Annotated in this window: 13 protein-coding genes; 9 read left to right on the plus strand and 4 right to left on the minus strand. The window is 52.3% G+C overall.

Annotated features, from left to right (window positions below; all coding sequences use genetic code 11):
• The first annotated feature begins 107 nt into the window (after positions 1-107).
• From LCF41_RS05245 to LCF41_RS05275, 7 genes are all read left to right on the plus strand, one after another.
• Positions 108-1,754, plus strand: coding sequence for a multidrug ABC transporter permease/ATP-binding protein (locus tag LCF41_RS05245; RefSeq protein ID WP_225087182.1), 1,647 nt, complete (start codon positions 108-110; stop codon positions 1,752-1,754).
• Between the two features lie 206 nt (positions 1,755-1,960).
• Positions 1,961-3,010, plus strand: coding sequence for a type II asparaginase (locus LCF41_RS05250; RefSeq protein WP_225087183.1), 1,050 nt, complete (start codon positions 1,961-1,963; stop codon positions 3,008-3,010).
• A 270-nt stretch (positions 3,011-3,280) separates the two neighbouring features.
• Positions 3,281-3,802 (plus strand): shikimate kinase AroL, encoded by a 522-nt coding sequence (gene aroL / locus LCF41_RS05255; RefSeq protein ID WP_225087184.1) that lies wholly within the window; start codon positions 3,281-3,283, stop codon positions 3,800-3,802.
• A 137-nt stretch (positions 3,803-3,939) separates the two neighbouring features.
• Positions 3,940-4,224: a pyrimidine/purine nucleoside phosphorylase gene (gene ppnP, locus LCF41_RS05260; protein WP_012773683.1), complete on the plus strand. Its 285-nt coding sequence runs from the start codon at positions 3,940-3,942 to the stop codon at positions 4,222-4,224.
• A 265-nt stretch (positions 4,225-4,489) separates the two neighbouring features.
• Positions 4,490-5,770 carry a nucleoside permease gene (locus LCF41_RS05265; RefSeq protein WP_180742214.1) on the plus strand — a complete coding sequence of 427 codons (1,281 nt, stop codon included), beginning with the start codon at positions 4,490-4,492 and terminating at the stop codon, positions 5,768-5,770.
• Complete coding sequence (locus LCF41_RS05270) at positions 5,767-6,768, plus strand: ADP-ribosylglycohydrolase family protein (RefSeq protein ID WP_225087185.1); 1,002 nt, start codon at positions 5,767-5,769, stop codon at positions 6,766-6,768. The genes LCF41_RS05265 and LCF41_RS05270 overlap by 4 nt, the downstream gene beginning before the upstream one ends.
• The gene (locus LCF41_RS05275) at positions 6,768-7,745 is read left to right on the plus strand and encodes a PfkB family carbohydrate kinase (protein WP_225087186.1); all 978 of its coding nucleotides are present in this window, start codon (positions 6,768-6,770) and stop codon (positions 7,743-7,745) included. Before LCF41_RS05270 ends, LCF41_RS05275 begins: the two co-directional genes overlap by 1 nt.
• On the opposite strand, the gene LCF41_RS05280 is transcribed toward LCF41_RS05275, so the two are convergent.
• Positions 7,719-8,465 carry a GntR family transcriptional regulator gene (locus tag LCF41_RS05280; RefSeq protein WP_225087187.1) on the minus strand — a complete coding sequence of 249 codons (747 nt, stop codon included), beginning with the start codon at positions 8,463-8,465 and terminating at the stop codon, positions 7,719-7,721. The genes LCF41_RS05275 and LCF41_RS05280 overlap by 27 nt on opposite strands.
• A gap of 536 nt (positions 8,466-9,001) precedes the next feature.
• On the opposite strand from LCF41_RS05280, the gene LCF41_RS05285 reads away from it, so the two are divergent.
• Positions 9,002-10,792 carry a methyl-accepting chemotaxis protein gene (locus LCF41_RS05285; protein ID WP_225087188.1) on the plus strand — a complete coding sequence of 597 codons (1,791 nt, stop codon included), beginning with the start codon at positions 9,002-9,004 and terminating at the stop codon, positions 10,790-10,792.
• Between the two features lie 158 nt (positions 10,793-10,950).
• On the opposite strand, the gene rdgC is transcribed toward LCF41_RS05285, so the two are convergent.
• The gene (gene rdgC, locus LCF41_RS05290) at positions 10,951-11,880 is read right to left on the minus strand and encodes a recombination-associated protein RdgC (RefSeq protein ID WP_225087189.1); all 930 of its coding nucleotides are present in this window, start codon (positions 11,878-11,880) and stop codon (positions 10,951-10,953) included.
• A 287-nt stretch (positions 11,881-12,167) separates the two neighbouring features.
• On the opposite strand from rdgC, the gene mak reads away from it, so the two are divergent.
• Complete coding sequence (mak, locus tag LCF41_RS05295; protein WP_225087190.1) at positions 12,168-13,079, plus strand: fructokinase; 912 nt, start codon at positions 12,168-12,170, stop codon at positions 13,077-13,079.
• 18 nt (positions 13,080-13,097) lie between these two features.
• Here the strand turns inward: mak and LCF41_RS05300 are convergent, their stop codons facing one another.
• Both LCF41_RS05300 and sbcD read right to left on the minus strand, forming a co-directional pair.
• Positions 13,098-16,781 carry an AAA family ATPase gene (locus LCF41_RS05300; protein WP_225087191.1) on the minus strand — a complete coding sequence of 1,228 codons (3,684 nt, stop codon included), beginning with the start codon at positions 16,779-16,781 and terminating at the stop codon, positions 13,098-13,100.
• Positions 16,778-18,016 (minus strand): exonuclease subunit SbcD, encoded by a 1,239-nt coding sequence (gene sbcD / locus LCF41_RS05305; protein ID WP_225087192.1) that lies wholly within the window; start codon positions 18,014-18,016, stop codon positions 16,778-16,780. Before sbcD ends, LCF41_RS05300 begins: the two co-directional genes overlap by 4 nt.
• Positions 18,017-18,234 lie beyond the last annotated feature (218 nt).

Below are 18,234 nucleotides of genomic sequence, written 5' to 3' on the forward strand. Positions count from 1 at the left end.
GGGTATAGTGTGCTTGGTATAACGCTAGATATGAGAATTATTCTTGATATCACGGTCACCGCCATTAAACTGCGGGCGATTGTTTTCATCATAGAGACCAGGTTGTTATGGAGTTACTCCGCATTGTTTACCACCAATACCGTTGGCCATTTCTTGCCGTAATCCTATTAAGTTTGTTGAGTGCCGCGCTGGGCATTGGACTGATTGCCTTTATCAACCTGCAATTGATTGAAACGGTCAATCAGTCGTTGAGCGTACTGCCGCAATTTCTGGGCCTGCTGCTACTGCTAATGGGCGTGACGCTGGTGTCGCAACTGGCGTTGACTACGTTGGGGCATCATTTTGTTTATCGCCTGCGTGGGCAATTTATCAAGCGTATTTTGGACACCAACATTGCGCGTATCGAGCAGATCGGTAGTGCGCAACTGCTTGCCAGCCTATCCAGCGATATTCGCAACATCACACTCGCGTTTGTTCGCCTACCTGAATTGATTCAGGGCATCATTCTTACAATCGGCTCTGCGGCTTATCTGGCGTGGCTTTCTCCTAACATGCTGATCGTAACGTCGCTCTGGATCGCGATAACGATTTGGGGCGGTTTTATGCTGGTTTCCCGCGTGTATAGCCATCTCACTAAGGTGCGGGAAGCGGAAGATCGGCTGCAAAAAGATTTTGAAACGGTGATTAATGGGCGTAAGGAACTGGCGCTCAACCGTGAGCGGGCGCAGAAACTGTATGAAGAGGTTTATCAGGCCAATGCGCAGGATTACCGACAGAACGTGATTCGTGCTGACACCTTCCACCTCAGCGCGGTGAACTGGTCGAATATTATGATGCTGGGCGTGATTGGCGCGGTCTTTTTCATGGCAAATAATCTCGGCTGGGCGGATACCAATGTCGCGGCAACCTACTCACTGACGCTGCTTTTTTTACGTACGCCGATGCTACAGGCCGTTGGTGCTCTGCCGACGCTGCTGAGTGCGCAAGTTGCGTTTAATAAGCTGAAACGCTTCGATTTGGCGGATTATCGGGAGCCGTTTTCCGAGGCGATAGCCCCTGCGGACTGGCACACGCTGGAACTGCGTGATGTGGTGTTTCGCTATGAGGGTTCCGGATTTGAAGTCGGGCCGATCAATCTGGTGATAAAACGTGGCGAACTGGTGTTTCTGATTGGCGGTAATGGAAGCGGGAAATCTACGCTGGCGATGCTGCTGACGGGGCTTTATACCCCGGTTTCCGGCTCGCTGCTGCTGGATAACCACGCCGTTACGGCGGAAACGCGACAGGATTACCAAAAGCTATTTTCTGCCATTTTTACCGATTTCCATTTGTTCGGGCAGATGATGGGCCCGCAGGGAACGGAGCCGGATATGGCGCTGGTCGACAGCTGGCTGGATCGTCTGAACATGCGGCATAAGTTGACGCTGGAGAATCATCAAGTGATGAACTTACAGCTTTCTCAGGGGCAGCGTAAGCGTGTGGCACTGCTGCTGGCTGTTGCCGAACAGCGGGACATCTTACTGCTGGATGAATGGGCGGCCGATCAGGATCCGCAATTCCGCCGCGTGTTTTATCTTGAGCTGTTACCGCAATTGCGTGCATTGGGGAAAACGATTGTGGCGATCAGCCATGACGATCACTACTTTGAACATGCTGACCGACTGCTTGAAATGCATCAGGGGATGTTGTCTGAACTGACGGGCGACGCGCGTGAACAGGCCTCTCAGGATGCGGTGGCACAGATTAGTCGGTAGCGTAAATCAGCGTGGCGTAATGCTGCGCTGTGAGGGATCACACACCGTTAACATGAAGTTTTACAGGCATATATTAATCTGTTGAATTCTGGGGCATTATAAGCGCCAATGTTGGCAGGCTGCCAACAGGGTTGAGGTTTTTTACTTACAGATCAGGCACCTGACGTATCTGGTCTGCCACTTAACTCAATAAGTTGGTATAGGTTATGAAAAGGATGTTTAACGCATTATTCGTTGTTGTTTTTGTTTGTTTTTCGTCTTTGGCAAATGCGGCAGAAAATCTCCCTAACATTGTCATTCTGGCAACGGGCGGTACGATTGCAGGTTCCGCTGCGGCCAACACGCAAACCACGGGGTATAAAGCGGGTGCGTTGGGCGTAGAGACGCTGATTCACGCTGTACCAGAGCTGAAAACACTTGCCAATATTACCGGCGAGCAGATTTCCAACATCGGCAGCGAAAATATGACCAGCGATGTCTTGCTGAAGCTGAGCAAGCGCGTGAACGAGCTGCTGGCACGCAGCGATGTTGATGGCGTGGTGATTACGCACGGCACGGATACGCTCGATGAATCGCCTTACTTCCTGAATCTGACGGTGAAGAGTGACAAACCAGTGGTCTTTGCTGCGGCGATGCGTCCGGCAACGGCAATCAGCGCCGACGGTCCAATGAACCTGTACGGTGCGGTAAAAGTCGCAGCGGATAAAAACTCCCGTGGCCGTGGAGTGATGGTGGTACTGAATGACCGTATCGGTTCCGCTCGTTTCATCAGCAAAACCAACGCCTCTACGCTGGATACCTTTAAAGCGCCAGAAGAAGGCTATCTGGGCGTGATTATTGGTGACAAAGTTTACTACCAGACTCGTCTGGACAAGATTCACACCACGCGTTCCGTATTTGATGTGACCAACATAGATAAGCTGCCGGCTGTCGACATTATTTATGGCTATCAGGACGATCCAGAATACATGTATGACGCTGCCATCAAACATGGCGTAAAAGGCATTGTGTATGCGGGTATGGGCGCAGGTAGCGTATCTAAACGCAGTGACGCAGGCATCCGTAAAGCGGAAAGCAAAGGCATTGTTGTTGTACGTTCCACCCGTACCGGCAGCGGTATCGTCCCACCGGATGCTGGCCAGCCTGGTCTGGTTTCCGATTCTCTGAGCCCGGCTAAATCACGCATCCTGTTGATGCTGGCGCTGACGAAAACGACGAATCCAGCGGTGATTCAGGATTATTTCCACACGTATTAATCGCCTGAGCGGTTTGCCCCGCCTTTAAACGCGGGGCTTTTTATTTCCTGTCATCCCATTTTTACTTTTAGTTATTCAACTTTTCGTTTCCACTGAGAAGTCACTTCCCTCCCTGTTGATTTTATCGGTATGATTCAGCCCACGACAAAGCAGTTAATCACCCCCATTTATCTTTGATACCCGAAAGCGTTCGAGTTGCGGGACAGGTGACGCGCGCGCAGCTTGAAGTATGACGGAGTGGGCGAGTAAAGAAGAAGGATACGTCATTACATGACACACCCCATTTTTATGGTTGGTGCCAGAGGCTGTGGGAAGACCACCGTTGGGCATCAACTGGCGCAGGCGTTGGGATATGACTTTGTCGACACCGACCTGTTTATGCAGCAGACCACTAATATGACGGTGGCTGATGTGGTCGCGCAGGAAGGATGGCATGGGTTCCGCCAGCGCGAAAGTCTGGCGCTTCAGCAAGTGACGTCTAACCGCTGCATCGTTGCGACGGGGGGCGGTATGGTGCTTGCGGAGGCCAACCGACGCTTTATGCATGATAAAGGCACTGTGATTTACCTGCATGCGGATGCGGAGTTGCTGGCCCAGCGACTGGAGGAAAACCCACAGGATAACCAGCGGCCCACCCTGACTGGTCGTCCTATCGCGGAGGAGATGGCCGATGTGCTGGCTGCGCGCGAGGCGCTGTATCGCGGTGTCGCGCACCATGTCATCGATGCGTCTCAGGCGCCGGAAGCGATTGTGGCAAACGTATTGAAGGCGCTGCGTTTGTCGGCCGCGTAGAATGGCGACCGGACACTGGCAAAATAATCACCAGTCAGTGTTACCGAACACTAACTTTCAATGAATAGATCGTGACAGTAGCGCGACTCTCCTTTTAAGATGAATTTTCTGAATTTTTCGACGATAGGTGCCGCGCTATGCTGAATGTAAATGAGTATTTTGCAGGGAAGGTCAAATCAATCGGTTTTGAAGGCGACGGCATTGGCCGTGCGAGTGTCGGCGTCATGGATGCGGGTGAATACACATTTGGAACCGGGCAGCCGGAAGAAATGACGGTCATCACCGGAGCATTGAAGGTGCTGTTGCCAGGCGCGCCGGATTGGCAGGTTTTCACTCCGGGAGAAACGTTTTTCGTTCCGGGAAAAAGTGAGTTCAATTTGCAGGTAGTCGAACCGACCTCTTATCTGTGTAAGTACCTGTAATAACTATTTTATTTTTATAATCTATCTCCTCATCGCCGCGTTGTGTGCTACATAACGCGGCGTTTTTTTATGCTGATTCTGCGTCATTCCCACTTTTCATCCTGCTCTGCGCGTGCGTGTGCCTTTCTGTCATTCTTTTCTCAATGAGAATAAATAATGCTACAAAAATGTTAAGTGGTTCAAATAATGAACGCAAAGGTATTTAAAAGGTATTATTAATTGGTATTTTAAAGGTGTACCTTACTCTGTCATGAAGGATGTAAATATGAAAACTACAGCAAAGCTGTCGTTCATGATGTTCGTTGAATGGTTTATCTGGGGAGCCTGGTTTGTTCCACTCTGGCTGTATCTGAGCAAAAGCGGGTTCACGGCGGGCGAAATCGGCTGGTCGTATGCCTGTACCGCGATTGCCGCTATCTTATCGCCGATTCTGGTGGGGTCACTCACCGACCGTTTCTTTGCCGCGCAAAAGGTGCTGGCTGTACTGATGTTCGCCGGAGCGATACTGATGTATCTGGCGGCACAGCAAACGGAATTCATGTATTTCTTCCCGCTGTTACTGGCGTATTCGTTAACTTATATGCCGACTATTGCACTGACTAACAGCATCGCCTTCTCACATGTTGCCGATGTAGAGCGGGATTTCCCGCGCATTCGTGTTTTGGGTACGATTGGCTGGATCGCCTCGGGTATCGTCTGCGGTTTTCTGCCGACATGGCTTGGATTTAGCGACATTTCCCCCACTAATATTCCGTTATTGATTACTGCTGGCAGCTCCGCGTTACTTGGTCTCTTTGCTTTTTTCCTGCCCAATACGCCACCGAAAAGCACGGGCAAGCTGGATGTTAAAGTCATGCTGGGGCTGGACGCGATTGTATTGCTGAAAGACAAAAACTTTCTGGTGTTTTTTGTCTGCTCCTTCTTGTTCGCAATGCCACTGGCGTTTTATTACATTTTTGCCACGGGCTTCCTCACTGAAGTCGGCATGAAAAATGCGACAGGCTGGATGACGCTGGGTCAGTTCTCGGAAATTTTCTTTATGCTGGCGCTGCCGTTTTTCACCAAGCGCTTTGGTATTAAAAAGGTATTGCTGTTGGGGCTGATTACGGCGGCTATCCGCTATGTCTTCTTTGTCTACGGCGACGCATATCACTACTTCACGTACGCATTGCTGTTCCTCGGCATTCTGCTGCATGGCGTGAGTTACGATTTCTACTATGTTACCGCCTATATCTACGTTGATAAAAAAGCGCCAGTGCACATGCGCACGGCAGCACAGGGGCTGATTACGCTCTGCTGTCAGGGTTTCGGCAGCCTGTTGGGATACCGTTTGGGCGGCGTGATGATGGAGAAACTTTTCGCTCACGGCGAGCCGGTGAATGGCCTGACCTTTAACTGGACCGGCATGTGGCTTTTTGGCGCGGTGATGATCGCAATTATTGCGCTGATCTTTATCCTGTTTTTCCGTGAATCGGATAAGGCGATCTCGACCATTGATGTCGATGGTTCAAAAAATAAGCATTTCAGTACAGAGGAAAACAAATGAAACAGGAACGTATTCTCGGTGCCTTATATGGCCAGGCTTTAGGGGATGCGATGGGTATGCCATCGGAACTGTGGCCCCGGACGCGCGTAAAAGCGCATTTCGGCTGGATTGATCGCTTTTTGCCCGGCCCGGCGGAAAATAATGCGGCGTGCTATTTCGGCCGCGGCGAGTTTACCGACGATACCTCGATGGCGCTGAGTCTGGCCGACGCTATCATTGAATGTGATGGGGAAATTAACGCCGATGCGATCGGACGCCACATCCTGAAATGGGCGGAATCGTTTGATGCATTTAATAAAAATGTGCTCGGCCCAACGTCTAAAATTGCGTTGAAGGCTATCCGCCAGGGTACGCCAGTGAGTGAACTGGAAAATAATGGTGTCACGAATGGTGCGGCCATGCGCGCTTCTCCACTAGGTTGTTTGTTGCCTGCGCACGATCTCGATGAATTTATCGATCAGGTGGCACTGGCATCCAGCCCGACGCATAAATCCGACGTGGCGATTGCAGGGGCGGTTGTGATTGCCTGGGCTATTTCCCGTGCGGTTGACGGTGTCAGCTGGCAGACGATCGTCGATGCACTGCCGTCCGTGGCGCGCCACGCGCAGGAAAAACGTATCACTACGTTTAGCGCTTCTCTCGCCGCACGTCTGGAGTTAGCACTGAACATTGTGCGTAGTGCAAAGGGGACAGAAAGCGCCAGTGAGCAGCTTTATCAACTGATTGGTGCGGGAACGAGCACGATTGAATCTGTCGCGACTGCCATCGCGATGGTGGAACTGGCGCAAACCGATCCAAACCGCTGTGCGATTCTGTGTGCCAACCTGGGGGGAGACACCGATACGATCGGGGCGATGGCGACCGCGATATGCGGTGCGCTGCACGGGGTCACGGCGATTGATGCGGGATTGAAGCAGGTGCTGGATGACATTAACCAGCTTGATTTTAGCCGCTATGCCAGCCAGCTCCTGCAATACCGCTCAGCACGGGAGGCGTGATGAAAGCCAGCGAACTTGCTGCAAAACTGGATGAGCTAACAACGCGTCAGCCGCTGACCATCATCGGAGCTGCAGTAATCGATGTGATTGCCGATGCTTATGCATTGCCGTATCGCGGATGTGATATTGAACTGAAGCAGCAAAGCGTGAATATTGGCGGCTGTGCTTTGAATATTGCCATTGCGCTTAAACGCCTTGGAATGGAGGCACAAAACGCCTTGCCTGTCGGGCAGGGCGTGTGGGCGGATATCATTCGTCACAGTCTGGAAAAACAGAACCTCACCACGGTGGTACAAACTGATTCGGGAGACAACGGCTGGTGTCTGGCGCTGGTTGAACCGGATGGCGAACGGACGTTTATGTCCTTCAGTGGCGTTGAGAAACAGTGGAGCGACAGTTGGCTGGCATCGTTATCCGTTGCATCGGGGAGTTTGGTCTATCTTTCAGGCTATCAACTGGCGGCACCGTGCGGTGAGCGTCTGGTTAGCTGGTTGGAAACCTTGCCTGACGTGACGCCGTTTATCGATTTTGGCCCACGTATCGCCGATATTTCTCCCGAACTGATGGCACGTATTATGGCGCTTCACCCTGTCGTTTCCCTTAATCGTCAGGAAGCGGAAGTTGCAGCGGAAATGCTCGGCGTGTCGGTTGATGTGCAAACGCTGGGGCGAGCCTGGCGGGAGATCTACCGTGCACCGGTGATTATTCGTCAGGACAAAGCGGGGGCGTGGTATTTTGATATCGATTCTGAGGGGGTTATCCCTCCGTTCCCGGCAACGGTGGTCGATACCATCGGCGCGGGAGACAGCCACGCAGGAGGGACGCTAGCGGGATTAGCCGCCGGTTGGCCGCTGGCGGAGGCGGTCACGTTGGGTAATGCGGTTGCTGCGTATGTCGTGAGCCACCGTGGCGGAGACTGCGCACCCACGCAGGCTGAACTTCGTGCCCGGTTATTCCTCGCAGACGAACACGTATAGATCGCTACGGCAATAACTGATGCTGTACTCTATGGGCCGGTTCTGCTGGTCGAGCGCCACCTGCTTGATGACCAGAACCGGTACTTTATTATCAAGCTGAATGTGGGACTGGAACTCGGCATCGGGCATGCGTGCGCTGACGCGGCTGCGTGTACGCTGTGGATTGATGTTCTGACTGCGGAAATAGTCATAAAGCGAGACGCCGATATCGTCAGCGTCCGCGATCAGGTCAACAGGAACATACGATTCTTCAATGGAAACGGCGTCCTCATCCACATAGCGAATACGTTTCAACAAAAAAACGGGCGTTTCTGGCACAATCGCCAATTGTTCGGCGACTTCCTTGCTACTTTTGACGACCTGTTTGTTTACCCATAGCGTATTGGGTTTTTTGCCCCGTAGTACGACCTGCTGTGAAAACCCTCGCGCTTCTTTCAACGAATACTCGAAAATGTTATTGATTTGCGTGCCGTAGCCGCGCACGCGGGTCACCACACCTTCTTCTTCCAGCGTCTGCATGGCTTTACGCACGGTAATGCGCGATACGCCAGTCAACTGGCTCAGGTCGCGTTCACCTGGCAAAATATTGCCATGCTCCAGCATGCCGCTACGCACGGCGTTTTTTACCGTTTCGGCAAATTTCAGGTAGAGCGGTGTATTGTCTGCTGTCGCAAAGCGTTGAGTAAGCTGTTCTATTAATTGAGTATGCGCGTGTTCCATTCTTCTCTAATCCTTGCCAGCCAACATAAGGTATATAATACCACTGGTATTATTCAGTCTATACTGAAAATGTTCAGTCATCTCACCGCATAAAAATAAACCACGTAAAATGGTTTCCAGCATAATGCTCTACCGAATAATATCTCGCTCTTTTTTATAACGCCGCGCATTACTTCTATATATGAGCTATTTTATTTAATGGTTTCTATTAATTATCCGTATAAAACAATAGTGAGATTATTAGGAATAATCCCTTAATTGTTAAAATGTAATAAATTACGACGCTAATTGATAATTTTTTCTTATGAAAAATGATAAGTTATTTATTCTTTTGTTTTTGTTTTTGTTGGGTTTTAATATTGACTTATTGGCATTTATTTCATTTGGTGTCTTTTTTTACATCATGGCGTGGTTGAACATATTAAGTATTTTCTCGGGTTTTAAGATAAATGGCTGCGGTGGAATGTGATCGCATTCAAGTTTTATTTTTCTTTGCCGTTATGGATAGTATAACTATTCTATGCAAAGAGTATTTTATGCTGAAAACGACGCGTTCCCGCATCCTTGCGGCCTGTTCGACCATTGTTGTACTTTCGCTTGCTATCAATACCTTTCTTAATTACACCATCGCCAATAACGCTAATAAGGAATCGATCCAGAACACGCTGGACGCGGTAGCGACTAGCCATAGTATCGCTATCAGTGACTGGGTTTCGTCTAAAACGCAGATGATTTCCGCGCTGCATGACCGTGCGATAAAGGATGAAGACCCGATCCCGCTGTTTAAACAGATTGTGGCATCCGGTGGGTTCCTGAACGTGTATATGGGTTACGCCAATGGCACCGCCAAATTTGCCGATCCAGGCGGCATCCCTGCTGATTACAACCCGACCGTCAGACCCTGGTATCAGCAGGCCGTGAAAGAAGGCAAGCCGTTAGCGACCGCGCCATACGTTGATATGGTAACGAATACGCTGGTGGTTTCTTTCGTTGCGCCTGTACTGGAAGGAAGTACGGTCAGAGGTGTCGTTGGCAGTGACGTCACGATGAAAAGCGTGATTGAAAACGTTAAAGCGATTAACCCAAGCCCAGGAAGTTTCGGCGTGCTGATTGACCGCAGTGGGACGATTATTGCGCACCCGGATGAAAAACTGACGCTGAAAAATATCACCGAGATTGCTCCTGCGATTAACCTGAACGACATTCTTTCTGCGGATAGCGCCCGCGATGTGGATTTTTCCGGGTCGACCAAACTGGTGTTGGCAAAACCGATTACTGGCACGAACTGGTACATGCTGGTGGCGTTGGACAAAGCTGAAGCGACGGCGGGCATGCGCTCTCTGTTGTCTACGTCGGTCATCACACTGGTTGCCATCGCGCTGCTGGGAACGTTGATTATTGGCTTTATTATCACGTCAACGCTCAAGCGTCTGCTGCAAATCCGCGACGCAATGGATGATATCAGTAACGGTAATAACGATCTGACGCAGCGCCTGCCGGATGAAGGGCAGGATGAAGTCGCGCAAATTGCCCGCTCGTTTAACATCTTTGTCGATAAGATCAGTCAGGTCATGATCCAGATTCGGGATATCAGCGCCTCGCTTCAGGTAGCAGCGGATGAAATCTCAGCAGGAAATAACGATCTTTCTGCGCGTACCGAATCTGCGGCGTCGAGCATTCAGCAGACGGCAGCCTCGCTGGAAGAAATTTCCGCGGCGGTGACGCAGTCGGCAGGATCGGCGCAGCAGGTTAACGCTAAGGCGTTGCTGCTGTCGAAAGATGCAGGCACAGGCGGCAAAGTGGTCTCTGATGTGATTGTCACGATGGAAGAGATCGTGGTCGCGTCTGGCAAGATCGGCGATATCATCGGCGTGATCGATGGCATTGCATTCCAGACTAACATTCTGGCGCTTAACGCTGCGGTAGAAGCGGCGCGAGCGGGTGAGCAGGGCCGTGGTTTCGCGGTGGTTGCTGGTGAAGTTCGCAGCCTGGCGCAGCGCAGCGCGCAGGCTGCAAAAGAAATTAAAGAGCTGATTGAATCGACGGTCTCCAGCGTGACATCTGGCTCCGTACAGGTTCGTCAGGCCAGCGACACGATGAATGAAATTGTCGGCGGCGTGTCTACGGTGAGCTCGGTGATGTCCGAAATTACGCATGCAGCGGATGAGCAAATGCGTGGCATCAACGAGATCAACAAAGCGGTTGCGCAGTTGGATTCAATGGTGCAACAAAACGCCGCGCTGGTGCAGGAGTCTGCTGCTGCGTCGGGTGCGTTGCAATCACAGGCCGAAGAACTGAATGCCGTGGTTGGAGCATTCCGAGTCTAACAGATTATCACTGAAGAGGTATTGCCCGTGGCCAGAGCGGCGGCGGGCAATCACCGACTGCATTAGCAATCGACTGAATTAACAATCGATCGCATTAACAATCGACTGTATTAACGATCGACTGTATTAACGATCGACTGTATTAACGATCGACAGCATTAACGTTGGGCTTCTCCGCCCAACGCTTCAATCAGATTCGCAATCAACGCAGCCAGTTCGCTGGTCATCAAAATGAAATCAGCATCAAACCGCTGAGCAAAATCTTCCCGATCGATATCGTCATTTTGTTCCCGCAGCGTATCGGAGAACTTCAGTCGTTTTACCGAACCGTCCTCGGACAAGACCAGTTGAATACGTTCCTGCCAGTCCAGCGCCAGCTTGGTGACCAGTTTACCGGCTTCAATATGCACAGCGATTTCATCGCAGACCAAATCCTGCTTTTTACAGCGGATCACGCCGCCGTCTTCCAGAATCGCTTTTAGTTCTGCTTCATCCTGTAACGTGAAACCAGCGGCTGGCTCACCGGAACGAACCCACTCGGTTAGCGTCAGCTCGATAGGGTTTTCCATCGTCAGCGGCACAACGGGCAGTGACCCTAGGGTTTTACGCAGCAGCGCCAGCGTATCTTCGGCTTTTTTGGCGCTGGCGGCGTCGACCATAATTAGGCCATTAACCGTATCAATCCACATCCACACCTGACTGAAACGGCTGAACGCACGCGGCAGCAGGCTATGCAGGACTTCGTCTTTCAGTGAGTCTTTTTCGGTTTTTTTCAGCTTACGGTGCTGTTCCGCTTCCAGACGTTCGATTTTGGCCTGAAGGGTTTGCTTGATGACCGGAGATGGCAGGATTTTTTCTTCTTTACGGACGCAGATAACGATTTGCCCATTCACGACGTGCGTTAACGCATCGCTATGTGATCCCATTGGCGATACCCAGCCCGTTTTCATCATATCCTGACTGCCGCACGGGGTGAACGTGAACGCGCTGAGCCGTTTTTCCAGTTCATCCGTAGATAAAACGTTATCTTTGGACAGCACGCTGTCCCGGCTTAGGCGGTAAATCATTAAGTTTTTAAACCACAACATGGTGTTATCCCTGACTGGGCGCGCAGGTTTGCACGCGGGTTTGTAATGTTGCGCGCATGATAACGAATTCGAGGCCGTAATGTGGAATAAAATACCGGGATTCAGAGGAATACCTATCACGCTTTGCGCTGTCGCTGATTGGTTTCTCTGGTTATACCCGTCATACTTCAAACTGCATGTGCGCTGGCTGCGCGGCTCGAATGATTTAGGGTACCTACTATATAAGAACGTTTTCTAGGTCGGTGACACACTTACGCGGGCCTATTTACAACACGTGGGGAGACATCATGAGAATTGGTATCGATCTGGGCGGGACGAAAACGGAAGTTATCGCGCTGGATGATGAGGGGCAGGAACGTTTTCGGCAGCGTATGCCGACGCCAAGAAATGACTACCCGGAAACGCTACGGACTATTGTCACGCTGGTGGAGATGGCTGAAAAAGCGATTGGCTGCCGTGGTAGCGTCGGTGTAGGAATCCCCGGTACGCTGTCGCCGTTTACCGGCAAGGTAAAAAATGCCAACTCCACCTGGCTCAACGGTCAGGCGCTGGATCGCGATCTCGCCACGCTGCTGAATCGGCCCGTACGCGTCGCCAATGACGCGAACTGTTTCGCGGTTTCAGAGGCGGTTGATGGCGCCGGAGCAGGGAAGCAAACCGTCTTCGCGGTCATCATTGGCACTGGTTGTGGATCGGGAGTAGCGCTGAACGGGCAGGCTCACGTCGGCGGCAACGGTATTGCGGGGGAATGGGGGCATAACCCGCTGCCCTGGATGGACGACGATGAGCTGCACTACCGGCAGACGGTTCCCTGCTACTGCGGTAAGTCTGGCTGTATTGAAACGTTTATCTCTGGCACCGGGTTTGCCGTGGATTACCAGCGCCTGAGCGGTCAGCCGCACAAGGGCGAGGCGATTATTGCCTTAGCAGAGCAGGGCGACCCCATCGCCGAGCTGGCGTTGCAACGCTATGAGCACCGTCTGGCAAAATCGCTGGCGCATGTGATCAATCTGCTCGACCCAGATGTGGTGGTGCTGGGGGGCGGAATGAGCAACGTTTCTCGCCTTTATCAGACCGTGCCGGAAAAGATTAAACAGTGGATCTTCGGCGGTGAGTGCGAAACGCCCGTGCTTCAAGCCATACACGGCGACTCCAGCGGGGTACGCGGAGCCGCCTGGCTTTGGCCGAAGACGGGGTAATTGCAGACCGAATCATCGCTAAACGGCGTACTGCGGTGCCAGCCGACTGACACCCAGCCCGTTAACCTTCTGCACTTTGATCTGTACCGGAATACGCTCTTTCATGGCTTCGACATGGCTAATGACGCCGATAGTTTTACCCGAGGCGTTCAGGTTATCCAGCGCGTCCAGTGCGATATCCAGCGTCTCGGCATCCAGCGTGCCGAAGCCTTCATCCAGAAACAGCGAGTCGATACTGGCTTTATGGCTGACCAGATCGGACAGCGCTAATGCCAGCGACAGACTGACCAGGAAGCTTTCGCCACCGGATAGCGTTTTTGTGTCGCGCTCGGCATCCGCTTGCCAGGTATCCATCACCAGAAGTTCCAGTTCGCCACCGGGCTTACGTTTTAGCTGATAGCGATCGTGCAGGCGTGAAAGCTGGAGATTGGCGAGGTAGACCAGATGATCCAAGGTCAGCCCCTGAGCAAACTTGCGGAACTTATCCCCTTTACTTGAACCGATCAGCGAGTTTAGCGTCTCCCAGTCGTCATTTTTTTGCTGGCTCTGGGCGATCTCGTTAAGTAAAGCCTGCTGGTTCTGACGCTGTTGTTTATCATCAGCCAACTGGCGCTGGAACTCCCCCTGCTGCCGTAGATTGGTTTTCAGCGTGTCATCCAGCGCTGCCACCTGCTGCTGTATTGCTTCCTGCGTGGCCTCTTCCGTCAGGGATGCTGGCCGTTGTTGCTGATGGGCGAGCAGTTCTCCTTCAGCCTGTTGTTGCAGCGCCGCCGCTTGCTGCAAGCTCTGATACAGTGTTTCCTTTAATGCCTGCAATGTCTGGCGTTCCTGTTCATCGAGCAGAGCATTGAGAAACGTGGTTTCATCTGCGAACGTGCTTTGCTGCAACGCCTGAGTAAAGCGTTCGGTCGCATTCTGGTACTGGCGCGAATTTTGTTCACATTGTTGCTGCTTGCTTGCCAACTCACCAGTCAGGCGGCTCAACGTCGTTTCGGTTTGCTGACGAGCTGACTGGGCTAGTCTGAGCGCATCGTCATACTGCTGGCTGGTTCGCTGTAGCTGTTCGCGCACATCGGCGATTTGTCGGTTCCCAAACAGCGCCAGTCGCTCTTGCTGGCTTGTGTTGAGTCGCGCGAGGTGCTGTGCCAACTGCTGTTGCTGTGTTTGGATCAACTGTCTCGCCTCTGTCACGCTGTGGTGCAGATGCTGAAGATCGCTGTCCAGCGTGGCTAACAGGGGAATTAAGCGAGATTGCTCCTGCTCTTTGGCTTTCCAGTCTTGCCACTCGTTCTCACGTTGAGCCAGCCAGCCATCTTGTGCGTCAGCGTCTGGCAGAAGAAGCCCTACTGTTGCCAGCGTTTGCGTCATTTCCTGCGTATGCTGCGGGAGTTGCTGATGCACATGTTGCAGTGACTGAGTTATTTCTTCCTGTATAACGCGTAGCGACGTGTGTTGCTGAACGTTCAGCGCGATTTTCTGGTCGAGTTCCCGCTGCAATGACTCTGCGGCAGTCAGTAAATCCTTACTTTCCTGCCACTGTTTTTGTCGCTGCTCGCGGAGGGCAATCTGCTGCCGAATAGCCTGTTCTTCGGCTTCACGCTGTGTAAGCCAGGCCGTGATGTCGTCCTGCTGTTCCAGCGAGTAGTTAACTTGTAAGCGCTCACTGACATCTTGCCACTGTTGGAGCAGGGTTTGATGTTCACTATCGAGCTGAACGATGTCCTGCTGCAACTGCACCCGCTGCTGCTCTAGCGAGGCCAGTTGAGCCGTTGTATTCGCCAACGCCGTTGTTAACTGATTCACTTCCTGCTGTAACGTTGTCAGGCGTTGCTGAGTTTCAGACGGTTGCAGCGCCTGATAACGCTCAATGGCGGGGTGCTCAGTTGAGCCACACAGTGGGCACGCTTCTCCCGCCTGTAGCCGTTGCCGTTCTGCTTCCAGCTTAACAATACGCTCTTCCTGTCGGTACACCGTTTCCAGGTCAGCCAGATGCTGGCTGCGCTGTTCATGCTCGGATTGTTGCTGTTTCCGTAATATTTGCGACTGGTCGATATGTCCTTGTATCTCAACCTGTTTGGCGAGGTTCTGCTGCTGGCGCACCTGAAGACGCTGGAACTGATCGCTGACGGTTGCGAACTGTCGACATGTCGTCTGCTGATCCATGAGCTGATTAAAGCGCTGGTACAGCGTGGAAAGCGACTGGTGCGCGTCCTGATGTTGCCGCGCCTCATCATGTTGTGTGAACTGTTGGCGCGCCGCATCAACGACGTTTTGTTGTTCACGCTGCTGTGTCTCCAGCGTTTCGGCTGCTTGCTGTAGCGCCGTCGACTCTTGCGTGTGCAGTGTTTGTTTCTGCTCCAGCTTCCGTTGTTCGTCCTGAAACTGGCGCAACTGTCGAAACTCGGCACGCCACTGCGGTAACCACTCTCCCCACTGCTGATAATGCGCGTGTTGCTGGCGGTAAGACTGAATCTGTTCAAGCTGTTGTTTAGCCTGCCGTTGCTCTGCTGCTATCTGGGTTTGCTTGCTTTCATCGGCGTGCAGGCGAACCTGTATTTTGGCCAGTTCTTCCTGTTGTTGGGCTTGCTGCTCCACCAGCGTGGCAATGTAATGATCAAGCGGCACAACCTGTTCGTTGATTAACAACTCTTGTTGCTGCCGTACTTGTTTGTGTCCATTAACATCCTGCTCGGCTTTTTCTTCCTGCTGGCGTAGTGTTGCCAGCGCCGTTTGCTCGGCGGCCTGCTTTGCGGTCAGTTGTTCAATGTGCTGGGCGAGCACAAGAGACTCTTGCCGATAGCGTTCTCGTTCCTGGTGTAGCTGCCTCAGTTTTTCTGCGGGGGCGCTGCTGGCTAGCTTGTCGAGCTGTGGCTTAGCCTGCTGAATGGCGGATTCGGCGCTTGTATGCAGTGTTTGCGTGTTGGCTAGCTGTGTTTGCCGCTGCGTCAGTTGTTCGAACCAGCGTAGCGTAGTCAGTGCTTGCTCTCGCTCGACGTTGCCCCGTTGTTCTTGTTGAACCAGTTCGGCAAGCTGTTCTTCCACCTGTTGACGCTGTTCATCTGTTAACAACTGAATACCGGATGCACGCGCCTGTAGCGTGCTCAGTGCGACGCTTGCCTGCTTGTGCTTTTCATACACGCGTTCGGAAATCAGACCGTAAATGTCTGTGCCGGTCAGTTCTTCCAATAGCTCTGCGCGGTCGTCTGCTTTCGCGTTGAGAAAGGCAGCAAATTGCCCTTGTGACAGCATCATGGAACGCGTGAAACGGCCAAAATCCAGCCCGGTGAGCTGCGTGATCATCTCTTTCTTATCATTGAGTTTTTCACACAGAATTTTGCCGTCTTCAATGAGAGCGAGTTCGGCCTTGGGAGACTGCAAATTGCCGTCAGGGACATTTCTTGCCCGACGCTGGCTCCAGAAAGCGCGGTACCCCACGCCTTTCACCTCGAATTCGACTTCAGCAAGGCACTCTGCGGTATTGCGCGTCATCAGGTCATTCTGGCTGGCGGAAAGCAGGCCAAGCCGTGGAGTTTCGTGGTACAGCGCCAGACAGATGGCATCCAGCAGCGTGGTTTTCCCCGCGCCGGTTGGGCCAGTAATGGCAAATAATCCGTTGCTGGAAAACGGCTCCTGCGTGAAGTCGATCTTCCATTCACCTTTCAGCGCGTTGAGGTTTTTTAGGCGCAGGCTAAGAATCTTCATTTGGCTGGCTCGCTATTTTCCAGTTCATCAATAACCTGATTAAACAGCGTGCGAACGCGCTGCTGGCGGCTCTCTTCCATTTCTGTCTCCGTTGCCAGACGGCGTTCAAAAACGTCATGTACGCTGAGCTCGTTCAGCGTTTCCTTGTCCTGTTGCGTCATCGCCTGCATACGCTGTTCGCGTGTGCGGCGGAGCAGAAGCACCTCAACAGGCAGATTCTCAGTCATCGCCTGAACACGTTTCTGCATGTCGCTGAGGTAATCCTGCGTGCTGATTTCGATATCCAGCCATACAGGCTTATCGCCTCGATAATCCTGAAACGCGGCCAACTGTCGTTCAATATCGCTCAGGCTACCTTTAATCAACTGCATCGGCTGAGTGACGGGAATAGGCAGTATGTCTATCTGTGGAGGAATAGGTGGCGAGGCGTTTGGTGTAAAACTGACCAGACAAACGGACTTCTCACTGTTGAGTTCGTCAAAACTTAGCGGAATAGGCGAACCGCTGTAGCGGATATGCTCACTTTGCGTCACGCGCTGCGGGCGGTGAATATGGCCGAGCGCGATATAATCCGCAGGGGGAAAAGCCTGAGCAGGGAAAGCATCGAGCGTGCCAATATAGATATCGCGCACGGATTCCGAGGCGGTTGCGCCAATGGTCGTCAGGTGCCCTGTGGCAATAATTGGCAGCGGCAGGCCAAGTTCATCGCGTTTTTGGCAAGCCAGTTGGTAACATTGCTGGTAGTGCGCGGTAATCGCTTCCTGTAGCGCCAGCTGTTTTTCATCCCCCGATTGCCCAGCTTTGCTGATCAATACATCGCGTGGGCGTAAAAAAGGAATGGCGCAGAGCAGGGCGCCGGGCTGCCGTTGGCGATTTTCCAGCAGGAGCACCTGCCCGGCGGGATCATCGCTGGCGCAGGCAACCACGCGCGTGTTCAGGCAGGCCAGCAAATCGCGGGATTCATTTAACATCGCGACGGAATCATGGTTGCCGCCGAGAATGACGAGCTGACAGCCCGTGCGCTGTAGTGCTACCACGAAGCTATAATACATTTCCCGCGCATAGCTGGGGGGCGAGCCGTTATCAAAAATATCACCTGCGACTATAATGGCATCAACCTGATGGTGCTCCACCTGAGCGATGAGCCAGTGCAGAAAAGCCTGATGTTCAGCGCTTCGGCTTTTGGTATAAAAATATTGCCCTAAATGCCAATCGGCGGTGTGGATAATGCGCATCGTATTCTCTCGATATTCATGCCGCGTGGCGTTGTCCTTATTCACTGTGTGAAAGGGGGTTCCGTCGCCATGGTGCTCTGTCATCGTAATGCCATGATTATATATAGCAGGGAGGACGGCTGTCGCGGTGGAATCTGGAGTTTGGAAAGCGGCTCGAAAAATAGGATGTATGCGCTGTAACATCGCGCGGTGAGGGCCGTGTGTTTTTCATAAATCTG

The sequence above is a fragment of the Pectobacterium colocasium genome (genome assembly GCF_020181655.1).
GTDB classification, from domain to species: Bacteria; Pseudomonadota; Gammaproteobacteria; order Enterobacterales; family Enterobacteriaceae; genus Pectobacterium; species Pectobacterium colocasium.

What these genes read in the sequence shown, in the direction of transcription:
- LCF41_RS05250 (WP_225087183.1), top strand. Translation starts at nt 1,961, where the DNA reads ATGAAAAGGATGTTTAACGCATTATTCGTTGTTGTTTTTGTTTGTTTT.
- LCF41_RS05300 (WP_225087191.1), bottom strand. Translation starts at nt 16,781, where the DNA reads ATGAAGATTCTTAGCCTGCGCCTAAAAAACCTCAACGCGCTGAAAGGT.
- LCF41_RS05270 (WP_225087185.1), top strand. Translation starts at nt 5,767, where the DNA reads ATGAAACAGGAACGTATTCTCGGTGCCTTATATGGCCAGGCTTTAGGG.
- ppnP (WP_012773683.1), top strand. Translation starts at nt 3,940, where the DNA reads ATGCTGAATGTAAATGAGTATTTTGCAGGGAAGGTCAAATCAATCGGT.
- LCF41_RS05265 (WP_180742214.1), top strand. Translation starts at nt 4,490, where the DNA reads ATGAAAACTACAGCAAAGCTGTCGTTCATGATGTTCGTTGAATGGTTT.
- LCF41_RS05285 (WP_225087188.1), top strand. Translation starts at nt 9,002, where the DNA reads ATGCTGAAAACGACGCGTTCCCGCATCCTTGCGGCCTGTTCGACCATT.
- mak (WP_225087190.1), top strand. Translation starts at nt 12,168, where the DNA reads ATGAGAATTGGTATCGATCTGGGCGGGACGAAAACGGAAGTTATCGCG.
- LCF41_RS05245 (WP_225087182.1), top strand. Translation starts at nt 108, where the DNA reads ATGGAGTTACTCCGCATTGTTTACCACCAATACCGTTGGCCATTTCTT.
- sbcD (WP_225087192.1), bottom strand. Translation starts at nt 18,016, where the DNA reads ATGCGCATTATCCACACCGCCGATTGGCATTTAGGGCAATATTTTTAT.
- LCF41_RS05280 (WP_225087187.1), bottom strand. Translation starts at nt 8,465, where the DNA reads ATGGAACACGCGCATACTCAATTAATAGAACAGCTTACTCAACGCTTT.
- rdgC (WP_225087189.1), bottom strand. Translation starts at nt 11,880, where the DNA reads ATGTTGTGGTTTAAAAACTTAATGATTTACCGCCTAAGCCGGGACAGC.
- aroL (WP_225087184.1), top strand. Translation starts at nt 3,281, where the DNA reads ATGACACACCCCATTTTTATGGTTGGTGCCAGAGGCTGTGGGAAGACC.
- LCF41_RS05275 (WP_225087186.1), top strand. Translation starts at nt 6,768, where the DNA reads ATGAAAGCCAGCGAACTTGCTGCAAAACTGGATGAGCTAACAACGCGT.